General features: G+C 69.8%; 15 protein-coding genes and 1 tRNA gene. 8 read left to right on the forward strand and 8 right to left on the reverse strand.

Annotated elements, in window-relative coordinates; translation table 11 throughout:
- Positions 1–14: 14 nt before the first annotated feature.
- The 7 genes from DCI01S_RS10365 (at position 15) to DCI01S_RS10395 (ending at position 7,340) form a co-directional block, all read left to right on the forward strand.
- Complete coding sequence (locus tag DCI01S_RS10365) at positions 15–611, forward strand: 1-acyl-sn-glycerol-3-phosphate acyltransferase (RefSeq protein WP_061229148.1); 597 nt, start codon at positions 15–17, stop codon at positions 609–611.
- Positions 612–708: 97 nt separating this feature from the next.
- A complete protein-coding gene (gene arfB, locus DCI01S_RS10370; protein ID WP_061229184.1) occupies positions 709–1,149 on the forward strand; it encodes an alternative ribosome rescue aminoacyl-tRNA hydrolase ArfB in 441 nt (146 codons plus the stop codon).
- Positions 1,150–1,405: 256 nt separating this feature from the next.
- Entirely contained in the window at positions 1,406–1,810 is a 405-nt protein-coding gene (locus tag DCI01S_RS10375) for a four-helix bundle copper-binding protein (RefSeq protein WP_061229149.1), read from the forward strand.
- Between the two features lie 447 nt (positions 1,811–2,257).
- On the forward strand, positions 2,258–2,728 hold the full coding sequence (locus DCI01S_RS17220; protein ID WP_156482576.1) for a hypothetical protein: 471 nt from the start codon (positions 2,258–2,260) through the stop codon (positions 2,726–2,728).
- A 23-nt stretch (positions 2,729–2,751) separates the two neighbouring features.
- The gene (locus DCI01S_RS10385; RefSeq protein ID WP_232303074.1) at positions 2,752–3,072 is read left to right on the forward strand and encodes a hypothetical protein; all 321 of its coding nucleotides are present in this window, start codon (positions 2,752–2,754) and stop codon (positions 3,070–3,072) included.
- A gap of 228 nt (positions 3,073–3,300) precedes the next feature.
- Positions 3,301–4,353, forward strand: a complete 1,053-nt coding sequence (locus tag DCI01S_RS10390; protein WP_061229150.1) for a TerC family protein — start codon at positions 3,301–3,303, stop codon at positions 4,351–4,353.
- A gap of 179 nt (positions 4,354–4,532) precedes the next feature.
- Complete coding sequence (locus DCI01S_RS10395; protein ID WP_061229151.1) at positions 4,533–7,340, forward strand: aconitate hydratase; 2,808 nt, start codon at positions 4,533–4,535, stop codon at positions 7,338–7,340.
- Between the two features lie 14 nt (positions 7,341–7,354).
- Here the strand turns inward: DCI01S_RS10395 and DCI01S_RS10400 are convergent, their stop codons facing one another.
- From DCI01S_RS10400 to DCI01S_RS10430, 7 genes are all read right to left on the reverse strand, one after another.
- Positions 7,355–7,870, reverse strand: a complete 516-nt coding sequence (locus DCI01S_RS10400) for a cupin domain-containing protein (protein WP_061229152.1) — start codon at positions 7,868–7,870, stop codon at positions 7,355–7,357.
- A 119-nt stretch (positions 7,871–7,989) separates the two neighbouring features.
- On the reverse strand, positions 7,990–8,415 hold the full coding sequence (locus DCI01S_RS10405; protein WP_061229153.1) for an organic hydroperoxide resistance protein: 426 nt from the start codon (positions 8,413–8,415) through the stop codon (positions 7,990–7,992).
- Between the two features lie 162 nt (positions 8,416–8,577).
- Positions 8,578–9,270 carry a DedA family protein gene (locus tag DCI01S_RS10410; RefSeq protein ID WP_061229154.1) on the reverse strand — a complete coding sequence of 231 codons (693 nt, stop codon included), beginning with the start codon at positions 9,268–9,270 and terminating at the stop codon, positions 8,578–8,580.
- A gap of 125 nt (positions 9,271–9,395) precedes the next feature.
- Entirely contained in the window at positions 9,396–10,010 is a 615-nt protein-coding gene (locus DCI01S_RS10415) for a hypothetical protein (RefSeq protein WP_109149218.1), read from the reverse strand.
- A 264-nt stretch (positions 10,011–10,274) separates the two neighbouring features.
- Entirely contained in the window at positions 10,275–10,571 is a 297-nt protein-coding gene (locus DCI01S_RS10420; protein WP_061229156.1) for a DUF3072 domain-containing protein, read from the reverse strand.
- Positions 10,572–10,764: 193 nt separating this feature from the next.
- Positions 10,765–11,706, reverse strand: coding sequence for an RNA polymerase sigma factor (locus DCI01S_RS10425; protein ID WP_375545260.1), 942 nt, complete (start codon positions 11,704–11,706; stop codon positions 10,765–10,767).
- Positions 11,707–11,712: 6 nt separating this feature from the next.
- Positions 11,713–12,123: a YciI family protein gene (locus tag DCI01S_RS10430; RefSeq protein ID WP_061229157.1), complete on the reverse strand. Its 411-nt coding sequence runs from the start codon at positions 12,121–12,123 to the stop codon at positions 11,713–11,715.
- 259 nt (positions 12,124–12,382) lie between these two features.
- Between DCI01S_RS10430 and DCI01S_RS10435 the strand changes: the two genes are divergently transcribed.
- Positions 12,383–12,455 (forward strand) — tRNA-Gly (locus tag DCI01S_RS10435).
- Positions 12,456–12,842: 387 nt separating this feature from the next.
- Here DCI01S_RS10435 and DCI01S_RS10440 read toward each other — a convergent pair.
- On the reverse strand, positions 12,843–13,121 hold the full coding sequence (locus tag DCI01S_RS10440) for a WhiB family transcriptional regulator (RefSeq protein WP_007634069.1): 279 nt from the start codon (positions 13,119–13,121) through the stop codon (positions 12,843–12,845).
- Positions 13,122–13,246 lie beyond the last annotated feature (125 nt).

Below are 13,246 nucleotides of genomic sequence, written 5' to 3' on the forward strand. Positions count from 1 at the left end.
CCTAGGGTGGCGGGGTGATCCGTTCCCTTGCCGCTCGCCTCTTCTGGCGCTTCAGCCGCTGGACGCTGTCCACCAGCCCCGGCCCGGATCGACCGACGATCCTCCTCGGCGCCCCACACACGTCCAACTGGGACTTCGTATTGATGCTCGGCATCGCATGGCGTCTGGGCATCGACGTTCACTGGCTGGGCAAGGCCAGCCTCTTCTCCGGCTGGCGCGGGCCGCTCATGCGGGCGCTCGGCGGGGTCGCCGTGGACCGCGGGAGCCCGGCCCGGGTCGTGGAGGACATGGTCCGGCAGGTCCACGCCGGAGAAACGTTCTGCCTGGTCATCACGCCGGACGGCACGCGCAGTGGGCACTCACGCTGGAAGTCCGGCTTCTACCGGATCGCGCGGGAGACGGGCCTCCCGGTGACGCTCGGGTACGTCGATCGGGCCACCATGACGACCGGGCTGGGGCCCACGATCGAGCTGACAGGCGACGTCGCGGCGGACATGGACCGCATCCGCGCGTTCTACGCGGACAAGGCCGGCTTCCACCCGGACAGACGCGTCGAGCCGCGGCTGGCCGACGAAACCCGCACGCGGGACGTGGAGCAGCCCGACCCCTGAGTGTCGCCGCACGCCCGGGAGTCCGGTGAGGCCCGGTGAGGCCAGGTGCGGCCCAGTCGGCCCACCGTCCCGCGCCCCTATGCGGGACACTGACGTCATGGACGACCTGCGAGTCCCCCCGGGGCCCGGCGCTTCCCGCGGTCTCGTGATCCCGACCGGAGAACTGCTCGAGCGGTTCTCCCGGTCGTCGGGCCCGGGCGGGCAGCACGTCAACACCGCCGATTCGCGGGTCCAGCTCAGCCTCGATCTCGCCACGACGACGGCCCTGGACGAGCCTCAGCGCACCCGGGCGCTTCAGGCGCTCGCCGCGAGGTTGTCGGGCTCCGTCCTCACCGTGGCCGTGGAGGAGAACCGCTCCCAACGGCGCAACCGCGCTACGGCACGGCAGCGACTCGCCGACCTGCTGCGCGACGCCGTGGCGCCGCCGGCCCCCAGGAGACCGACCAGGCCCACCCTCGGCTCGCGCCGCCGACGACTCCAGCGCGAACGTCGACGCGCCGAAATCAAGCGCAATCGCCGACGCCCCGACCTCGACTGATCGCCTTCCACGCGCCCCTCGCCGAGGTGCGAATCGGTGCCTGCCGGCGAACCCCGCATGCCCGACGACACGATCGAGTCTCCGTTACCGCCGGACGAATGCCTCGGCCAACAGGGCGTGCGACCGTCGGCGGGCGGCCGCGTCGGGCGCGAAAGCCCTTCGGCGAGTTCGCCAGCTTCACTCGCACTCCTCATCTCGCGGATTCCACCGCGATTTCGGACCTTGTCACAGCTGCTCACAACGGTAGCGTGGGCGCATGAGCACTTCCGAGATGATCAGGTCCCATCCGAATCCGACCGACGGGCTCGACGTCAAGCTGCTCGCAGAGGCCCTCGAGGCGTCCGCAGCGTGCGCGACGATCTGCTCGTCATGCGCGGACGCCTGCCTGGGCGAGGAGTCGGTCGCTGACCTGCGCGACTGCATCCGCACCGATCTCGACTGCGCCGACGTCTGCGCCGCCACCGCAGCGCTGCTCAGCCGCCGCACCGGCAGCAACCTCGAGGTGGTCAAGGCGCAGCTGGTGGCGTGCCGGACCGGCTGCGCGGCCTGCGCCGACGACTGCGAGCAGCACGCCGACATGCACGAGCACTGCCGACTGTGCGCCGAGGCGTGCCGTCGGTGCGAGAAGGCGTGCGCTGATCTCCTCGCCGCGATCGGCTGACCGGCGCGGGCGGAGCGGAACCGCTGCGCGAACGGCTTACAGCGCGTGCTCCTGGAGGGGTCGACCGTGTGCGTCCAGCAGGGGGTCAGTCCCCCGCCGGTGCCGTCGGTGCGCCACAGGTAGCACACGCCGGTCCGCACACCGCGGCCGCGGGCGCCATCTCCGCGCTCACCGGGCGGCGTGGATGACGACGACGAGCTCGCCCTCCCAGGAGGGGCTTTCAGGAGTCGTGCGAGGGGCAGCATCCAGGTGACCGTCAGGGATTCGGAGTCCTCCCGCGTCGGGATGGGTCGGTGACCGGGGGGTGTCCCCCCGAGACGCGCGCACCGGGGGTCGGGGTGACCCTGATCCCGACCCGGATCTTCGGTCCGCACGGCGTGGACATGCGGCGGTGGGGGTTATGTTGGTGGGAGTCCCACCCGGCCCCGAGTCTCGAATCGAGTCACCATGAACGAGCAGCACCCGCGGCGGCAGGACGGGCCGTGGACCGAGGGCGGCCACGACGACCGGGGCCGCTCGGCGCTGCCGGACCATCTGAACCCCACCGAGCAGTTCCCCACGGCGTCGTACCCGGCGGAGCAGTTCCCTGCCGAGCGCCCGCCGTTCGCGCGACCGGTCGAGCCGCTGGCCCACGAGGGCGGTTTCCCCTACGGCATGCCGCCGGCCGCGCCGTACGGGGCACCCTCGCCGTACGGGTACGGCGACCCGTACATCCCGCAACACCTGCACGTGCCCCCTCCGCAGTTCCAACCGGGCCCGTACCCGCAGCAGTTCGGCTACCCGCCGATGCAACAGGCCGTCTACGTGCACGGTGCCCCGGCGAAGCGGGTCAACCACGCCCTGCACCTGGTCCTGACGATAGTGACGTTCGGGCTCTGGCTTCCGGTGTGGATCATCCTGGCGATCGCCAACTCCTGACGCGCCCCGGCCAGCGCACGGAAGTGCTCCCGCACGCCCGGGTCGACCGCTGCCTCGCGCGGTCCGACGCGCTGTCCAGTGGCGCGGCCGGCGAGAGGCTGCTAGACGTGGAGGTCCACGCGCCCCCACGCCACGAGGAGGACGAGATGATCACCGAGAACCCCATCGACCCGGACGAGTACACCCCGGGCCCTGATTCTGTCACCGCTCCCGAGGAGTACGAGCCCGAGGTGACCGTCGACGACCCCTTCCGCGAGGCCAACCCGGCGGACGTCGCGGAGCAGGCTATCGAACTACCCGACGACGACGGCGACCCTGAAGGCGACGACGACGAGGTCGTCTGACTCCCGGCCGACCGGCATCGGGGGGCCGCGCGTTCACGCCGGCCCCCCGGTTGATCGGCGGCCACCTTTACGCGCGACTCGTCTTTTCCGCTACTCTGACTCCACCAGAAGGGAAGTATCCCTCACACGCATCGTCGTCACTACGGCCCCGGGCCCGGCGGAGCGGGCCACACATAGTCAGTGGCCGGGAGAGACCTTCGATCACCCACTGATCGAAAGGTCCCCGTTATGGACACCCCGCTCTGGCTCTGGTTCGCCGTCATCGCCTTCATCGTCGTGATGCTTGCGATCGACCTCGTCGCACACCGCCGGGCACACGTCATCGGCGTGAAGGAAGCGGCCACGTGGTCGGCGGTCTGGATCGCGCTCGGAGTCGGTTTCGGCGCGATCGTCTGGGCCGTCTGGGGCGCTGACTTCGGCCAACAGTATTTCGCCGGCTACCTCATCGAGAAGTCCCTGGCCGTGGACAACGTCTTCGTGTGGGCGATCATCTTCGCCCACTTCGCGGTGCCCCCGCAGTTCCAGCACCGGGTCTTGTTCCTCGGTGTGCTGGGCGCTCTGATCTTCCGCGGGATCTTCATCGCCGGCGGCGCGGTGCTGATCGCCAACTTCTCCTGGGTGCTCTACATCTTCGCCGCGTTCCTGCTGTACACGGGCTTCCGCATGATCCGTCAGCGCGACGAGCACCTCAACCCCGACCAGTCCAGGGTCCTCGGGGCGTTCCGCCGGTTCGTGCCGATGACCGACACCTTCCACGGACAGCGACTGCTGGTCCGCAAGGGCGGACTGATCATGGCCACTCCCCTGCTGGCAGTGCTCGTGCTGGTCGAGACGACTGACATCGTGTTCGCCGTCGACTCCATTCCCGCCATCTTCGCCGTCACCGACGAGGTGTTCCTCGTCTTCACCGCCAACGCGTTCGCGATCCTGGGGCTGCGCGCGATGTACTTCCTGCTCGCCGATCTGGTCCATCGGTTCGTGTACCTCAAGATCGGCCTGGCGCTGGTGCTGATGTGGGTGGGCGTGAAGATGCTGCTGAAGATCGACGTCTTCTACATCCCTACCCCGCTCTCGCTGGCCGTCATCGCCACGATCCTCACCGTGTCGGTCGTGGCGAGCCTGAGGGCCACGCGCGGGCAGGACCGGCGGAGCCTCCCGACCCCGACCGAACCGCCGTTCCGCATCGCGACCCCGGACGAGGACGCACGACTCGAGCCGCTGTTCGGCCGCGCGCGCTCCCGCCATCGCTCGGAACGTCCCGCCGCCGGACCGCCACGCTGACTGATGAAAGCGGCCGCGAAGGCCGTTCGGGACCGACTTCGCGACCGCGGTTCTCGGCCCGCTCCGCGGAACGCGTGACCGCTTATAACTTCTCATCGACAGGGGTAGGGTCGGGCTCAACGCCGGTGAGCCCCTCACTCGCACGGCTCCATCGGCGCCACACAAGGAAGGGGCCGATCATGAGTGTCGACAGTTTCAATTCGCGAGACGCGCTGGCAGTCGGAGGCGTCGACTACGAGATCTACCGACTCGACCGGGTCTCCACCGAGGTAACACTCCCCTACAGCCTGAAGATCCTGCTGGAGAATCTCCTGCGCAACGAGGACGGTCGCGTGGTGACGGCCGAGCAGGTCGAGGCGCTCCGGCAGTGGAATCCCCGTAACCAGGTGGATCGGGAGATCCAGTACACGCCCGCCCGCGTCCTGATGCAGGACTTCACCGGGGTGCCGTGCGTCGTCGACCTGGTCGCGATGCGCGACGCGATCACCGATCTGGGCGGGGACGCCAAGAAGATCAACCCACTGATCCCCGGTGAGCTGGTGATCGACCACTCGATCATCGCCGACGTGTTCGGCCGTCCGGACGCCTTCCAGGTCAACGCCGACCTCGAGTTCGGACGGAACCGGGAGCGTTACCAGCTCCTGCGGTGGGCGCAGGAGTCGTTCGCTGACTTCCTCGTGGTCCCTCCGAACACGGGAATCTGCCACCAGGTCAACCTCGAGTACCTGTCCCGGGTCGTCTTCACCCGCGAGGGCACCGAGGGCATGAGGCAGGCCTACCCGGACACGCTGGTGGGCACCGACTCACACACACCGATGGTCAACGGCCTCGGCGTGCTGGGGTGGGGCGTCGGCGGCATCGAGGCCGAGGCAGCTCTGCTCGGCCAGCCGATGAGCATGCTCATCCCGGAGGTCATCGGCCTGAAGCTGACCGGTGAACTGCGGGAGGGCACGACCGCGACGGACCTGGTCCTCCACGTCGCGGAGTTGCTGCGCAAGACCGGCGTGGTCGGCAAGTTCGTCGAGTTCTTCGGACCCGGCGTCTCCAGCGTGCCGCTGGCCAACCGGGCCACGCTCGGCAACATGAGCCCGGAGTACGGGGCGACGTGTGCGATCTTCCCGATCGACTCGGAGACGCTCGACTACCTGCGGCTGACCGGCCGGTCTCAGGAGCAGATCGAGTTGGTCGAGGTCTACGCCAAGGAGCAGGGGCTCTGGCACGACCCGGACAATCCGGCCGAGTACACCCAGGTCATCGAGCTCGACCTTGCGAGCGTCGAGCCGTCGATCGCGGGTCCCCGGCGCCCGCAGGACCGTATCGAGCTGGGCGACGCGCCGGCCGTGGTCCTCGGCAACCTCGCGGAGGAGAAGGAACGGTCCGGGGGGCGGCCCGGCAGCGTGGACGACGCCGCGGAGGACACCTTTCCGGCCAGCGACCCGATCGCCTTCAATCCCGATACGGCGACGGATGAGCCGCCGCGCCGCTACTCCGAGGAGCAGCTGACCGCCAACGCCAAGCTCGGCTGGCCCAGCGACCCGGCGGAGGTCGTGCTGGGCGGCGACTCCCCGGTGATCGTCGACCACGCGGACGTCGTCATCGCGGCGATCACCTCGTGCACCAACACGTCCAACCCCTCGGTGATGATCGGCGCGGCACTGCTCGCCAAGAAGGCGGTCGAGAAGGGACTCGCGCCCAAACCGTGGGTCAAGACGACCCTGGCCCCCGGCTCCCGCGTGGTGACCGACTACTACGCGCGGGCCGGCCTCACCCCGTACCTGGAGCAGCTGGGCTTCGACCTGGTCGGGTACGGCTGTACGACGTGCATCGGCAACTCGGGGCCGCTGACGCCGGCCGTCAGTGAGGCGGTCAATGACAAGGACCTCAACGTCGCGGCGGTCCTGTCCGGTAACCGCAATTTCGAGGGACGCATCCACCCCGAGGTCAGGATGAACTTCCTGGCGTCCCCGCCGCTGGTCATCGCCTATGCCCTCGCCGGGACCATGCGCAAGAACCTGCTCGAGGATCCGCTGGGGACCGGCTCCGACGGCGAGCCGGTCTACCTCCGCGACATCTGGCCGAGTTCGGCCGAGATCAAGGAGGTCGTCGACGCCAACCTCGAGGCCGACATGTTCACCAAGGGCTATGCCGACGTCTTCACGGGCGACGAGAACTGGCGCGGGATGAGCGTGCCGGAGGGCGACAAGTTCGACTGGAACGAGGACTCCACCTACATCCGGCGGCCACCGTACTTCGACGGCATGTCCGCGGAGCCGGAGCCCATCGGGGACATCACCGGCGCCCGCGTGTTGGCTCTTCTCGGCGACTCGGTGACGACCGACCACATCTCCCCGGCCGGTGCCATCAAGGCCTCCTCGCCCGCCGGGAAGTACCTGCAGGAGCAGGGCGTCGAGCCGGCGGACTTCAACTCGTACGGGTCGCGGCGCGGCAACCACGAGGTGATGATCCGCGGCACCTTCGCCAACGTGCGGCTGCGCAACCAACTGGCGCCCGGCACCGAGGGCGGCGTCACGACCCACTTCCCCAGCGGCGAGCAGACCAGCATCTACGATGCGTCGATCCGCTACGCCGAGGACGGCGTGCCGTTGGTCGTCATCGCCGGCGCCGAATACGGCTCCGGCTCATCGCGCGACTGGGCGGCCAAGGGCACGAAGCTGCTCGGGGTCAGAGCCGTGATCGCGGAATCGTTCGAGCGGATCCACCGGTCGAACCTCATCGGTATGGGCGTGCTGCCCCTGCAGTTCCCCGAGGGCGAGTCCGCTTCGAGCCTCGGGGTGAAGGGCGATGAGGTCTTCTCCATCACCGGACTCGACGGCCAGGATTCTGTTCCGGGCGAGGTCACGGTCCGCGCGGGCGAGGGCGACGACGCGATCGAGTTCACCGCAAAGGTCCGCATCGACACCCCGGCGGAGGAGACGTACTACCAGCACGGCGGCATCCTGCTGTACATGCTGCGGCAGATGCTCTGACCGCTGTCCCACCGTCATTCACACTGGGAGAGGTCTTCCTCGATGAGTGGCTTCCCGACCGGGGTCACGTACGTCACCATGAGGACGACGTCCTCGGTGCCCTGGTTCCGCACTTCATGCGGGTAACCGGCGCCTTCGACGACCGAGTCCCCCGCCCGGAAGGTGCGTGTACCTCCGGGGAAGGTGTCGGAGTGGTGGGTGATTTCGCCCTGTTTGACCACGGCGATGAGCTGACCGTGATGGCAGTGCCTCCCCGTGCCGGTACCGGCGGCGATCGTGATCTCGCGGAACGTCACCGACACGCCCCGGTCGCCGTGGACCTTCACCTCGACGGGCTGTTCCTGGAGGCCCTGCACGATGTCGACCGCGAGGACCGGCTGCGTGCCGGCGATCTGCGATGCGGGCGGCGGCGGGGGCGCGATCGCCGATTCGTCTGCGGACCCGGCCCCGCCGGTGCTGCACGCTGAGCTAGCCAGGGCGATCGAGCCGACCAGAAGGATGATGCCGCGTCTGATCGATGTGCTCCGCATGGAAGGTCCCCCGTGACTTCCCGGATCGACTGGACGACGCCGACCGTGCGAGCAACGCTAGCGCAGCGCCGTTGCTGAGAACAGGCTTTTGTTGACACGCCCCCGCGAGAAGGTGGCGCTCAGTCCTCGCCGACCGAGACGTTGACCTCGATGTTGCCCTCGACGGCGCGCGAGTAGGGGCACATCTGGTGGGCGAGTGTGGCCAGCTCGTCGGCCTGCTCTGCCTCGAGGCCGGGGATGATCACCTCGAGCTGCACGGCCAGGTCGATGCTCTCCTCGCCCGAGCGCACCAATGAGATCCGTGCGCCGACGGACGAGCCGTCGATCTTGACCTTCTTCTGCCTGGCCGCGCTCTGCAGGGCGGAGTGGAAGCAGGCGGCGTATCCGGCGGCGAACAGCTGCTCGGGGTTGTTGCCTTCGCCGGAGCCACCGAGCTCCTCGGGCGGGGCCATGGTCAGGTCCACGGCCTTGTCGGCGGTGGCCACGTGGCCGTCGCGGCCGCCGCCGGTCGACAGGGCCTCGACGGTGTAGAGCGCATCGGACATGGGCGATCTCCTCAGGTCGTGTGGTGCGGGCGTGGCCCAACGTACGCCGCGTCCGCGGGTGGCGTCAGGGGCCGCGTCGGTGGTTCCGGCGACCACGGGGGATTCGGAGCGCCGTCCGGGCCGGATGGACGACACCCGGTCCGGCCCACGCGCGGTCACGGCTCAGTGGTCGCTACCGACCGACTTCTTCTCGGCGATCGCCGTCCGCGAGAGTCGGCGCACGCGCTTGACCACGAACCACACGAAGGCTATCGCGATCACCGCCAGCACGGCGTTGGACAGCATGCCGCTCCACTGCTCGAGCGCGGGCTTGATGGCGGGGCCGAAGAGGTATCCGGCGCCGATCCAGATGGCGTTCCACACGCCGGACCCGAGGAGCGTGTAGGCACTGAAGTGCGCGAACGGCATCCGTTCGATGCCCGCGGGGATGGAGATGAACGACCGCACGAGGGGGACGCAGCGCCCCACCAGTACGGCGACGCCGCCCCATTTCTGGAAGAACGCCTCCGACTTGTCGAAGTCGTCGTGGTCCAGCAGCGGGATCCGGCCGACGAGGCGGCGGGTGCGGTCCCGGCCGAGCGCCGCGCCCACGACGTACCAGATCCACGCGCCGAGCAGCGCACCCGCGGTCGCCGCCACCCAGGCCAGCCAGAAGCTCATCCGGCCGTCGTAGGCCAGGAAGCCGGCGCCGGGAAGGACGGCCTCGGACGGGATGGGCGGCAGGAAGGTCTCCAGCAGGATCGCGATACCGACGCCGAGCTCGCCGAGGGTCTCCATGAGTGAGAGGATCCAGCCGATGAACCCGTCGTACCCCGCGGAGGGGTCGGTCGGAGGCGACGCGGCGAGAACCATCATGTGGGGAGTCTAGGGCGCGGCGGTACGTCGGAGCGGCCGCGCGCGGCCGAGCTCACCCCCGGGCCTGCGGCATCACGATCCGGTCGGGCGCGGTCAGACCTCCCCGCCGTCAACAGAAGTCGTGGTCAGACTTCCGCGCCGGTGACGTAGGCCGCGGCCAGTTCGCGGAGCGCGGCGTGGTCCTGACCCAGTAGGTCCATGGGCGCGCGCCGCCCGGGCAGCGAGCTGGTCGGCGTGGTCCACCACACGGTGGCGGCCTCCGGGGCGTGCCCGGCGTCGAGCATCCGGTTGACCACGGCGACGATGTCGTCTGCGCGGCGCGGGTCGAAGTGGTCGAGTTGGAACCGCGGGTAGACCCACCTGCGGTCGCCGCGCAGGACGATGAGCCGGCCCTGGCGGGCGAAGGTCCGCAGTGCGTCGGTGGGCGCGGAGTCGGACAGGACGCCCCGCCGGATGAGGATCTCGCCCGCCTCGTATGAACAGACGTGGGGCGCCTGCAACGCGGCGCTGCGCGGTGCGCAGGGGACCACGGAGCGGCGACTGTTGGCGCCCGCCGGCCCGCGGAGCGGTTCCCGGGCCCGCGAGCGCGCGGCCCGCAGGGTCCCGTCGACCTGTCCGGCGACGCCGGTGAACGAGCTGCGCCGACGCAGTTCCTTGACGACGAGGTCGGCGAACAGCGGGTCGTCGAGCTCTCGCAGTGCACGCTCCGCGCGATCTCCCGACACGGCCTTCTGCGACATCACCCGATTCTGAACAGTCATCGCGACCACCCGCCTTCTGAGCGGAATTTTACAACCTGTTCAGTCCGTGGGCGAGACCCACTTGCGTGACCCGGGCGACTCGTGCGGGCCCGGCCCCTCGCATCCTCTTCACGTAGACGCCGCCAAGGAGTCCACACCTGACGGCCACCAACAATGTTAGCCGCATTAGCCTTCGCGCACTCGCGGATCCTCAAAGCACCGCGTCGGTGCCATCCGCGCGTGGCGCTGCACGGAGCGGGACGCCTACGCCCGGTCGGTGCGCGGGTTGCCCTTCTGCAGGCGGTCGATGTGCTCGGACGCCTCCGCCTTGGTCAACGTCGCGGGGAGCTCCTCGCCGGCCTCGCGGGCCAGGGTGTCCAGGTAGCTCTTCTGCGCCTCGGTCATGGGCTCGTCGCCGGTGACCCAGTCGTCGGGGTCACGCTGCAGCGACCCACCGCCGGCCGCCCGCCCCTCGGGGACCGGCGCACCGAGGGTCTCGCCGCTGGAATCTCCGCTCCGCTGTCCGTTGTCGCTGCTCGGGATCTGCTGGGAATCGGTCATGCCCGCACGCTACGCCGGGCCGGATGAGCGGACCACCGAGCGCTGCACAGCCGCCTCTGGCCATGGCGTCTCGCGCGCCCCGAAGCGCAGGCCAGACGCCATGGCCAGAGGCGGCTGCGGAATTCGCGCACATCCCCGGGAGCGAGACGCCATCCGCAGGAGCGGCTGCGCGCAGACGCCAGAGTGTGTGCGGCTACGCCGGCGGCCGGAGGGGCCCCGCTGACCGTCGCCCACCCAGCGCCGCGGCCTGCGCCTGGTACTCCCCCAGCTGATCGCGCGCGAGCGCCGCCTGCAGGATCGCGGTCCCTTGCGCGATGGCGTCCGCGTCCCACAGGCGTCTGTCCTGCTCGGCGAGGGGGATGAGCTCGTCGTCGTCGCCCCCGAACCGCGCCGCCCGGCGCGCGTGGTGCAGCATCATCAGCGCCAGCAGCCCACGCACCTCGGGGTGGTCGATCGCCGCCGACAGTTGCCGGGTCAGGCGCAGTGCCTCGGCGGCCAGGTCGACCTCACCGGTGTAGCCCTCGTTGAACACCAGGTAGAGCACGCGCAGGACGGTCGCGACGTCGCCGGGCCGGTCGAGCCGCTGGCCGGCCAGCGTGCGCTTGGCGCGGCTGATGCGCTGCGCCATGGTCGCCTCGGGGACGAGGAACGCCCGCGCGATCTGCCGCGTCGTCAGGCCGCCGACCGCGCGCAGGGTCATCGCGATCGCCGACGGCATCGACAGCGCCGAATGCGCGCACAGGAAGTAGAGCCAGAGGGTGTCGTCGCGGTCGCGCCGGTCGCGTGGGTCACCCCGGTCACCCCGGTCGCGTGGGACGAGCGGAAAGTACGACGACGACGAGGTCACCGCCTGCTCCGCCGTCGCCAGGCCCTCGCGGCGCCGACGGGCCGACTCCGACCTGGCCGCGTCGAGGAACCTGCGCCACGCCACGGCGATCAGCCAGGCCCGGGGATCGCGTGGCGGGTCGGCGGGCCAGCTGCGCAGGGACTCGACGAGGGCGTCCTGCACGGCGTCCTCGGCCGCGGCGAAGTCGGCTCCGCGGCGGACGAGGACGCCGATCACCTGCGGGATGAGCGCCCGCAGGTCCAGGCCGGACGGTGAGCCGGGCCCGGCCACGGCATCGTGCCCGGCCACGATCGGTCAGTCCTCCATCTCCGTGGGCGCCGCGAGCAGGGGCCGCAGTTCGAGCCACTCCCGGATCGGCGCGCCGCCGGGGCCGGGTGCCGCGGACAGCTCGCCGGCCAGCTCGACCGCACGGTCGTAGTCGGCCACGTCGATGATCATCCAGCCGGCGATGAGGTCCTTGGTCTCGGCGAAGGGGCCGTCGGTCAGCGGGGGCTTGCCCTCGCCGTCGTACCGCACCCACGTCCCCGACTCCGACAGTGCGTGGGAGTCCACGTACTCCCCGCTCTCTCGAAGCCGGTTGGCGACATCCTCCATGTACTCGAAGTGCGCGGAGATCTCCTCGGGCGCCCACTCGCCCAGCGGTGGATAGGTGGGCGCCTCCGGCGCCGAGCCGCGATAGTGCTTGAGCAACAGGTACTTGGCCATGATGGTCCTCCTCACGCTGTGCGACCCAGTGTGGTCGCTTCACGAGGGGGACGGAACCGTCCGCCGGATTTCGACATCCGGGGCGGTGCGGGCGCAGCGCAGCCGTGGTCGGGCCCGCGATCGGCCCCATCGTGAACCCCGTCCGACGCGCTCGAGGACCCCGTCCGGCGCGCTCGGGGACCCCGCGTGGAACCGCTCCACGGCGTGCGCTATTGTTCTTTCTCGCAGCACGGAACGCCCCGGCGGGCCGGAATGCGATGCGGATGTGGCGCAGCTGGTAGCGCATCACCTTGCCAAGGTGAGGGTCGCGAGTTCGAATCTCGTCATCCGCTCAGAGTGAATGTCCCGGATCATCGTTCGTCGATGGCCCGGGACATTCTTCGTTAGCGGGGTCCGCGCGCCCGGTGTGTGGGGGCCGTGCACACGAGATTCGGCGCCCGCGCGCCAGATACGCGAGCCCTTGCCCGTCCGGCGCCCGCTGTTCGTCGAGTGGTCACAGACACTGACTTCTCCGTGACCCGTCCTGGGACAACGTGAGCAGGTGCGACCTATCGACGCGCCTGGCGCGGATCGTGGGCCCAGCGCTCATCTGGTTATCAGTTGTCGGGCCTGATCCGGCGTGATAATCAGCGCACCATCGCCGCACTGATCCGGGGCTTTTCAGGCGCATGCCGCCGTAGCGCGCGACGGTCACTCCACTGGGGGCGGGGGCGGGAGTCTCAGCCGGTCCGCTGCCGCCCGGCCAGCTTGTGCCGGTCGAGTTCGGTCATCCCGCCCCAGACGCCGTAGAGCTCGCCCGCCTCGATCGCGAACTTGCGGCACGTTTCGAGGACCGGGCAGCGGGCGCAGATCTCCTTGGCCGCCTTCTCCTTGCGACGGCGCACGCCCTTCGGCTCGTCCTCGGCACTGTAGAAAAGATCGGGGTCGCCGACGCACGCTCCGTCGTCCCTCCAGGCCCAGAACTCCGATGTGGGTTTCAGATTCCTGAACCGTGGCACTCGTGCTCCTGTCGCAGATGGCGGAAGATCAACGTCGAATTGTCTCCCGGGTCCACCCGGGCACACTTCACCCCTAGGGGTGTATTAGCAGGGCGTGGCCGTTCAGAGCCCGTTGCTAAGATCTG

This window comes from Dietzia cinnamea NBRC 102147, assembly GCF_001571065.1.
In the GTDB taxonomy this organism is placed as follows: Bacteria; Actinomycetota; Actinomycetes; order Mycobacteriales; family Mycobacteriaceae; genus Dietzia; species Dietzia cinnamea.

Bases quoted from the DNA above. Each gene is read 5' to 3' on its own strand.
- DCI01S_RS10410 (WP_061229154.1), bottom strand. From the start codon at position 9,270: ATGATGGTTCTCGCCGCGTCGCCTCCGACCGACCCCTCCGCGGGGTAC.
- DCI01S_RS10430 (WP_061229157.1), bottom strand. From the start codon at position 12,123: ATGGCCAAGTACCTGTTGCTCAAGCACTATCGCGGCTCGGCGCCGGAG.
- DCI01S_RS10390 (WP_061229150.1), top strand. From the start codon at position 3,301: ATGGACACCCCGCTCTGGCTCTGGTTCGCCGTCATCGCCTTCATCGTC.
- DCI01S_RS10375 (WP_061229149.1), top strand. From the start codon at position 1,406: ATGAGCACTTCCGAGATGATCAGGTCCCATCCGAATCCGACCGACGGG.
- DCI01S_RS10395 (WP_061229151.1), top strand. From the start codon at position 4,533: ATGAGTGTCGACAGTTTCAATTCGCGAGACGCGCTGGCAGTCGGAGGC.
- arfB (WP_061229184.1), top strand. From the start codon at position 709: ATGGACGACCTGCGAGTCCCCCCGGGGCCCGGCGCTTCCCGCGGTCTC.
- DCI01S_RS10415 (WP_109149218.1), bottom strand. From the start codon at position 10,010: ATGTCGCAGAAGGCCGTGTCGGGAGATCGCGCGGAGCGTGCACTGCGA.
- DCI01S_RS10420 (WP_061229156.1), bottom strand. From the start codon at position 10,571: ATGACCGATTCCCAGCAGATCCCGAGCAGCGACAACGGACAGCGGAGC.
- DCI01S_RS17220 (WP_156482576.1), top strand. From the start codon at position 2,258: ATGAACGAGCAGCACCCGCGGCGGCAGGACGGGCCGTGGACCGAGGGC.
- DCI01S_RS10405 (WP_061229153.1), bottom strand. From the start codon at position 8,415: ATGTCCGATGCGCTCTACACCGTCGAGGCCCTGTCGACCGGCGGCGGC.
- DCI01S_RS10400 (WP_061229152.1), bottom strand. From the start codon at position 7,870: ATGCGGAGCACATCGATCAGACGCGGCATCATCCTTCTGGTCGGCTCG.